This window comes from Cryobacterium sp. MP_M3 (assembly GCF_015752155.1).
In the GTDB taxonomy this organism is placed as follows: Bacteria; Actinomycetota; Actinomycetes; order Actinomycetales; family Microbacteriaceae; genus Cryobacterium.
Window position 1 is genome coordinate 1 of record NZ_JADOVI010000052.1, and the last position, 1569, is coordinate 1569.

The window sequence follows — 1569 nt, forward strand, 5'->3', positions numbered from 1 at the left end:
CCCTACGTGTCAGGGTTGGGTGAGGCCAGTAGCTAACAGCAAGTCCGCCGCATGATGTAGGGCGAGAATCAGGAAACCACCACCATGTCCAGCCCGTCTTTGATCGCCGTGCGCGACGATAGTCACATGAGTAGTCCCGGACCCCGCGCCGGCGGTCCGACCTCGAGAAGGTCGTTCACCCCGGCGCAGAAACTTGACCATCTGGCCGCGTATGAAGCCGCCATCTCGAACAGTGGAGGTGGTGCGTATCTGCGGGAGCAGGGGATCTACTCCTCACAGATCACCGAATGGCGAAAGCTTCGCGATGCCGGTGTCCTGGCGGGGAAGAAGCCCGGCGACAGGATTGGCCGGTTAACGCCGGAGCAGGCCGAGATCGCACGGTTGCGCCGCAAGCTGGAGACAACGGAACGGCGTCTGGCGAGAACGGAGGTCGTCTTAACAATTATGGGAAAAACACAAGAGCTGTTGGAAGATCTTTCCAGGAGCTCGCGGGACGAACGACCGCACACGAAGCCGTAATGCTCGCCTACCGGCAGATCACGGCCGCGGGCTGGCCGACCCGTGACGCGGCCGAACTCGTCGGCGTCTCCCGGGCCACGGCGACCCGGAAGCCCACCCTCTCGCTGCCCGTGCCGGCGCCCACGCCGGTGCCGGCAAACAAGCTCAGCCGGGGTGAACGGGCCCGGATCCTGGACCTGGTCAATTCGCCTCAGTTCGTTGATTTGCCGCCGATACAGATTTACGCGCGACTACTGGATCAGGGCGTGTACCTGGGGTCGATCTCAACGATTTACCGGATCTTGACCGAGAACAAGCAGGTCAAAGAACGCCGCCGGATGGCACGTCACCCGGCCCGGGCGATCCCCGAGTTGGCCGCGACGGGACCTGGCCAGTGCTATAGCTGGGACATTACGAAATTGCCCGGCCCCATCAAAGGGACCTGGTTTGACTGCTACGTGATGATCGATATCTTCTCCCGCTATATCGTCGGCGCCCACGTCCACGCCTCCGAGTCCGGCGAGTTGGCGGTGGAGATGATGAAGGAGATCTTCGCCATCCATGGCACCCCGCACGTCGTCCACGCCGACCGAGGAACCTCGATGACGTCCAAGACCGTCGCCGCGTTGCTCTCGGACTTGGAGGTCACCAAGTCGCATTCTCGCCCTCGGGTCAGTAACGATAACCCGTTCAGCGAGGGCTTTTTCAAGACCCTCAAATTCGCCCCCGTGTTCCCCGAAAACTTCAACTCGGTGGGCGAGGCACGCGCGTTCATGGCCGACTTCGTCGAGAACTACAACCACGCACACCGGCATACCGGCATCGCGCTGAATACCCCAGCCGACGTCCACTACGGCCTCGCGGCGCGCAAAGCCATCGAACGCTCCGCGACCCTAGCCGCGGCCCGCGCCCAGAACCCGGAGCGATTCAGCACCGCTCGGGACCCCAATATCCTCACCCTGCACGACACCGTCTGGATCAACAAACCAGCAGAACAAGACAAGGTCCAACCCGCGGCGACGCTAGCCGCCTAAACTCCCACTGGCCTCATTCGCCTTGACAAATTCCGGT

The 1569-nt window shown here is 62.4% G+C and carries 1 protein-coding gene; it reads left to right on the forward strand.

What is annotated here, in order from left to right:
- Positions 1-126 precede the first annotated feature (126 nt).
- Positions 127-1532 (forward strand): IS3 family transposase gene (locus IWX89_RS18295; protein ID WP_196904961.1). Its coding sequence is split into 2 segments (ribosomal slippage): positions 127-475 and positions 475-1532, totalling 1407 coding nucleotides; the frame shifts between segments, so codons are not numbered across the junction.
- The last annotated feature ends 37 nt before the right edge of the window (positions 1533-1569 follow it).